This is a genomic window from Mesorhizobium sp. M5C.F.Cr.IN.023.01.1.1 (assembly GCF_003997585.1).
GTDB lineage: Bacteria > Pseudomonadota > Alphaproteobacteria > Rhizobiales > Rhizobiaceae > Mesorhizobium > Mesorhizobium wenxiniae.
In genome coordinates this window covers 1-5,565 of record NZ_RZSU01000198.1, presented here as the reverse complement: position 1 = coordinate 5,565, position 5,565 = coordinate 1, and the positions used below count along the sequence as shown (strand labels likewise).

The 5,565-nt window shown below is 63.5% G+C and carries 6 protein-coding genes and 1 pseudogene; 2 read left to right on the top strand and 5 right to left on the bottom strand.

The window, feature by feature from the left end:
- Both EOA78_RS38030 and EOA78_RS34890 read right to left on the bottom strand, forming a co-directional pair.
- A pseudogene (locus EOA78_RS38030) lies at positions 1-174 on the bottom strand (alkaline phosphatase); the annotation flags it as partial.
- 286 nt (positions 175-460) lie between these two features.
- Positions 461-1,744 (bottom strand): MFS transporter, encoded by a 1,284-nt coding sequence (locus EOA78_RS34890; protein WP_127320206.1) that lies wholly within the window; start codon positions 1,742-1,744, stop codon positions 461-463.
- A gap of 82 nt (positions 1,745-1,826) precedes the next feature.
- Between EOA78_RS34890 and EOA78_RS34885 the strand changes: the two genes are divergently transcribed.
- Both EOA78_RS34885 and EOA78_RS34880 read left to right on the top strand, forming a co-directional pair.
- Positions 1,827-2,432, top strand: coding sequence for a TetR/AcrR family transcriptional regulator (locus EOA78_RS34885; RefSeq protein WP_127320204.1), 606 nt, complete (start codon positions 1,827-1,829; stop codon positions 2,430-2,432).
- Positions 2,433-2,477: 45 nt separating this feature from the next.
- Positions 2,478-3,071: a hypothetical protein gene (locus EOA78_RS34880; RefSeq protein ID WP_127320202.1), complete on the top strand. Its 594-nt coding sequence runs from the start codon at positions 2,478-2,480 to the stop codon at positions 3,069-3,071.
- Positions 3,072-3,316: 245 nt separating this feature from the next.
- On the opposite strand, the gene ppa is transcribed toward EOA78_RS34880, so the two are convergent.
- The 3 genes from ppa to EOA78_RS34865 form a co-directional block, all read right to left on the bottom strand.
- Entirely contained in the window at positions 3,317-3,850 is a 534-nt protein-coding gene (gene ppa / locus EOA78_RS34875) for an inorganic diphosphatase (protein ID WP_023800478.1), read from the bottom strand.
- Positions 3,851-3,963: 113 nt separating this feature from the next.
- Complete coding sequence (locus EOA78_RS34870; protein ID WP_029349110.1) at positions 3,964-4,470, bottom strand: GNAT family N-acetyltransferase; 507 nt, start codon at positions 4,468-4,470, stop codon at positions 3,964-3,966.
- A 342-nt stretch (positions 4,471-4,812) separates the two neighbouring features.
- Complete coding sequence (locus EOA78_RS34865; protein ID WP_127320200.1) at positions 4,813-5,451, bottom strand: TPM domain-containing protein; 639 nt, start codon at positions 5,449-5,451, stop codon at positions 4,813-4,815.
- Between the last annotated feature and the right edge of the window lie 114 nt (positions 5,452-5,565).

Here is a 5,565-nt window from a genome sequence, read left to right as displayed (position 1 = left end):
AGTCCACACCACGCCGCTGGTTGCGTCGACATCGCCCGACTGGATGCCATGGGTGAAGGCGGGCCGCTGATTGGCGCGCGAATAATAGGGAAGCGCGAGGCCCGATACGCCGACGAGGCCGGCGGCGCTCACGGACGTAACGAAGGCGCGCCGGGTCATCGAAATCTTGTTCATGGCTGTCTCCTGGATGGCGTTGAACGTCGCCGCCAAAGTCCAGCCTCAATGTTTCAGGCACATCTCGAAACCATGAAGGTTTCGTTACAACCAACAGACTGGCGAATCTCTCTTGAGGGTCTCTTGAGGGGGAGATGTCGCCAAAGGCGACAGAGGGGTCGTCTCGCGTGGAGCACCGACCACCTGCGTCTGCGATAAGGCGCCGAGCCTGGTCGGACCGACCCCCTCTGGCCGCTTCGCGGCCATCTCCCCCCAAGGGGGGAATTTAGCGCTCAGCCGTCACAACTCAGGCCGCCTGCGGTTCCGGCTCGAAGGCTGGACGGCTGGTGTTGATCAACAGCGAGATGCAGGCTGCGGCTATCGCCGTCATGCCGGCGATGAGGAAGGCAAGCTCGTAATTGCCCTGCAATTCACGCATGGTGCCGCCGAAGAAGGCGGCGGCCGCAGCACCCACCTGATGGCCCGCGACGATCCAGCCGAAGACGATCGGCCCGCTGCGGTCGCCGAACGCCTCGTTCGACAGCCTGAGCGTCGGCGGCACGGTGGCGATCCAGTCCAATCCGTAGAGCACGGCGAAGATGATCAGACTGGTCGACGAGAAGCCGGAATAAGGCAGATAGATCAGCGACAGGCCGCGGATGCCATAATAGACGCCGAGCAGCTTGCGCGGGTCAAAGCGGTCGGTGAGCCAACCCGACAGCGTCGTGCCGATCAGATCGAAGATGCCCATCAGCGACAGCAGGCCGGCGGCTTGCACCTGACCGATACCCATGTCGCCGCAAAACGCGATCAGGTGCGTGCCGACCAGTCCGTTGGTGGTGAAGCCGCAGATGAAGAAGGTGGCGAACAGATACCAGAACACGCGGGTGCCGGCGGCACGGCGCAGCGTGCTGAGTGTGTGCGTGAGAAAATTGCCCTGCGAGGCCGGCGCAACCGGCGGCACGTCGTCGGCGTCAGCGCCGTAGCGCACCATGCCGATCGAAGCCGGACGCTCCGGCACCAGCAGCCAGACCAGCGGCACGAGGCAGGCAGTGGCGACCGCAATGGCGATGGCGACAGGCTTCCAGCCGCCCGACTGGGCGAGCGCGGCGAGCAGCGGCAGGAACACCAGCAGGCCGGTGGCGGCGGAGGCCGACATCAGTCCCATCACGAGGCCGCGATTGGTCTTGAACCAGCGGTTGACGATGGTGGCGCCGAGCACCGTGGCGACCGCGCCGGAACCGACGCCGGAGAATACGCCCCAGGTGAGAAGCAGGTGCCACGGCTCGGTCATCAACAGGCTGAGCCCCGTCGAGCCCGACATCAACACCAGCGACGCCAGCAGCGTGCGGCGCAGCCCGATCCGTTCCATCAGTGCCGCAGCAAACGGCCCGGTCAGGCCGTAGAGGAAGATGCCGATGGCCGCGGCGAGCGAAACGACATCGCGCCGCCAGCCGAAATTCTCCTCCAGCGGCAGCATCATGACGGCCGGCGCCGACCGCAGGCCCGCCGCGATCAGCAGGCAGAGGAAAATGACGGCGACCACGACGAAAGCGTAGCGCTGGCCAAACGGACGGGATTGAGCTATCATGTTACTGACCGGTACGTTGCAATTGCACCGAGTGATACGTACCGATCGGTAACATTGTCAAGCAGGCCACGGCACATCCAAGATGAAAAACATTGAACCAACGATCAAAGCGGATGAAGTGGCATCTCCGCGGGCCGGCGAAAAAATCCTTCGCGTTGCCCGCGACCTGTTCTACCGACAAGGCATCAGGGCGATCGGCGTCGACGAGATCGTGCGGCGTGCCGGCGTCACCAAGCCCAGCCTCTATCGCAGCTTTCCCTCCAAGGACGAATTGGCCGCGTCCTATCTCCGGCAATACGACCTGGAGTTCTGGGCCCGCTTCGACGAGGCGGTGGCTGCCCATCCCGGCGATCCGCGCGCGCAGATCGCTGCCTTCCTGACACGCATCGGCAAGCGCACGCAAAAGCCAGACTATCGCGGCTGCGGCATGACCAATGCGGCTGTCGAATATCCCGAACATGCCCACCCGGCCCGCGTGGTGAGCGAGGCCAACAAACAGGAATTGCGACGACGCCTGCGCGCCATGGCAGCGGCAATGGGTGCCGGCGACGCCGATACACTGGGCGACGGGCTGCTGCTTCTGATCGAAGGTGCCTATATCAGCGGCCAGTTGTTCGGTGCCGGCGGACCGGCGAAGTCTGTGGCCCGGAACGCCGACCTGCTGATCGAAGCGAGCTTGAAGAAATAGCGTTTAACGATACCGTGCGGCAGCCTCGAAACGGAGTTGTCCGCGATGCGTAGCCTTTTGACGATCCCGCTTGCCCTTGCCGGCCTCTGCCAAGCTGCCCAGGCCGGCGACATTTCCAGCGCCTACACCGATCTCGACTGGAAGAAGGACTGCGTGACCTACGCGCAGGCGCAAGAAGGCGAAGGCGACTGGGCCAGTCTTGCCTGTTCGGGCTATCGCGGCTACCCGGTGCTGATCGCCTACGACGATGCCCGGGAATCGCTGTTCTATGGTTTTCCCTCCAGCGACATGACCGCGGTCTGGGAGAGTTTCATCGCCTTCAATTCGGCTGCACCCAAACTCGCGTGGCGCATCGAGACGAACGGCGATCTTGCCATTCCTTTCGCGGTCATCCACCGTCGCTCGATCAGCAATCCCGAGGGGGAGAACAAACCAACCGACGTGCTGATCGTCGCCAAGGTCGCCCAGCCGGAGAACTATGAGGGCTGCACCGTCGGCCTGGTGCTGGCCACCGGCAATCCGGCCGCCAATGATGAGGCGCGAAAACTCGCCGACGAGAAGGCACGCACCTTTGCCTGCGGCAAGGACAAGCGCGTGGTTATCGGCAACGCACCCGATTTCGGCCGCGTCGATAACTGACTTCGTCATCCCTGGGCGGAGCGACGCGAAGCGGAGCGCAGACCCTGGGATCCATTCCGTGACATCAACCGAAGTGCGCAGCGGACCAGAATTCTGCACCGTTGCGGCGCTTTGACGTCACGGCATGGATCCCAGGGTCTGCGCTGCGTCGCTACGCTCCTTGCTCCGCCCGAGGATGACGAAGCTGAGGGGCTTCGGCCAACCTCAACCGGCGACAGCCCATTCGGTCAAGTTCGGGCGTTCGGCTACTTGCTTGCCTTGGCCCTTTCGATCGCCTCGACGATCATCTTCTTGGCGTAGGCGGCGTCGTGCCAGCCCTCGATCTTGACCCATTTGCCGGGTTCGAGATCCTTGTAGTGCTCGAAGAAGTGCTGCACCTGCTGGCGGGTGATGTCGGGCAGGTGCGTGTATTCGGTGACGTTCTCGTAGCGCAGCGTCAGCTTGGGCGAAGGCACCGCGATGATCTTTTCGTCCAGACCGGAATTGTCCTCCATCACCAGCACGCCGATCGGCCGCACATTGATGACGCAGCCCGGCACCAGCGCGCGCGTGTTGCAGACCAGCACGTCGATCGGGTCGCCGTCACCTGACAGCGTGTGCGGCACGAAGCCGTAATTGCCGGGATAGCGCATCGAAGTGTGCAGGAAGCGGTCGACGAACAGCGTGCCGGCCTCCTTGTCCATCTCGTACTTGATCGGCTCGCCGCCGATCGGCACCTCGATAATGACGTTGATGTCCTCCGGCGGGTTCTTTCCGATGGCGATTGCTTCGATACGCATGGCTTTTGTCCCTCTTTTGATAGGAGACCGATAGCGGCCAGCGGCGCATGGTGCAATGCGGCGAATGGTACTGAAAGCAGCTGAGGGGTGTTAGCGAGAGGCGTGTCGAGCCGTCATTCCCAGACGAAGGCGACCTTCTTCAGAGCCTTCTGCTCAAAGATCTCGACGCCCTCGGCGACATCGCGGCCGCCGGCGCCGGCATAGAAGGTGAGCGCGTTCTGATTGTCTTCCAGTGCCCACACCACCATGCCTTTCAGGCCATGATCCGCCAGTCGCGCCCGTGCGGCCGAGAATAGCCGGCTGCCGAGCCCGATGCCCTGGTATTCCGGGCGCACGTAAAGTTCGTAAATCTCGCCCTGCTGCTTGAGCTCGCGGGCGCGGTTCTTGCCGATCGTCGCGTAGCCGGCGACCTTGCCGCCGATCTCGACGACCAGAACGGTGGCGGCACGCCGGATGGCGTTCGCCCACCAGTCGGCGCCGCGGCGGTTGATCATCGATGTCAGGGTGCGATGCGGGATGATGCCGGAGTAGGCGCCGCGCCAGGCCAGCAGGTGCACGTCGGCGATGGCGCTTGCGTCGCGCGGCTCGGCTTTCCTGATGTCGATACTCAGCGTCTTCATGATTGGTTAACCATAAACCCGCATCGCCCGATTGCAAGAGTCCGGTGAGCGGCTCCCAAGCTTTCGCACAGACGATAGACGTGCCTGCGATACGAAAGAGCCTGTCTGAAAACGCGCACTGCCGAGGCGAATGGCGCGGTTTTTGAGAGCCGAAGCGCAGCGGACATTAGAGCGCCGCGCGTCCAATTGGACGCGCATAGGACGCTCTAACGCTTTCAATTGCGCATGATCCTTTTCCAGAAACCGATCTCGGTTTCCGGGGTCATGCGCTGGGTCCGTGAGCATCGGAAGCGCAGAAAATCGCGTCAGGCGTCCGGCAGAGCAGCGTTTGCAGGCAGGCTCTTAGATCTCGACCAGATGGTCGTCCAGCTCGTTGCTGTCGCCGGTAGAAACCGGGAAATGCTCGGCCAGCACCGCGCCCGTCGCTTCGATCGCCTTGATGAAGCCGTCGGCGAGACGATCGTCGCGGGCATGCGCGGTAAGATCGCGGACGACGCTGTCCCAGACATCCTGGCCGACACGGCTGTCGATGCCGCTGTCGGCGATCACTTCGGCGTAGTGCTCGGCAAACGAAACGAACACCAGCACGCCGGTGCGCGCCGTGGTGCGGTGGACGTTGCGGGCGAGGAACTGCTTTATCGCATTGGCATGCGCGGCCTGGTAGCGCAGCCGCCTCGGCACCAGGTGGATGCGCAAGCCGGGCAGCGCCCACAACAGGACAAGCACCGAGACCATCGCCAGAAGCTGCGCGATGACGAAATGCGGCACGCGGATCGACAGCCACCATGCTTCCAGCCCGTAGCTGACGGCGAGGCTGACTACGAGCATGGCCAGCGTCGCCATAAAGGCCGCCGGAAAGAAATAGCCGTCACTGGCATAGGCCACAACGCAGTAGATTTCGCCGTCGGTCTTTGATTCGGCGGCGCGGATCGCTTTGGCGATGCGGTCATGATCCCCGGGGCTGATCGGTCGTGTTGCCATGTTGTGTCTCACCAGCTTCCAGAAGAACCGCCACCACCGGACGAGCCGCCGCCGCCCGAAAACCCGCCGCCGCCACCGCCCGACGACCAGCCGCCACCGGAACGGCCCGACGAC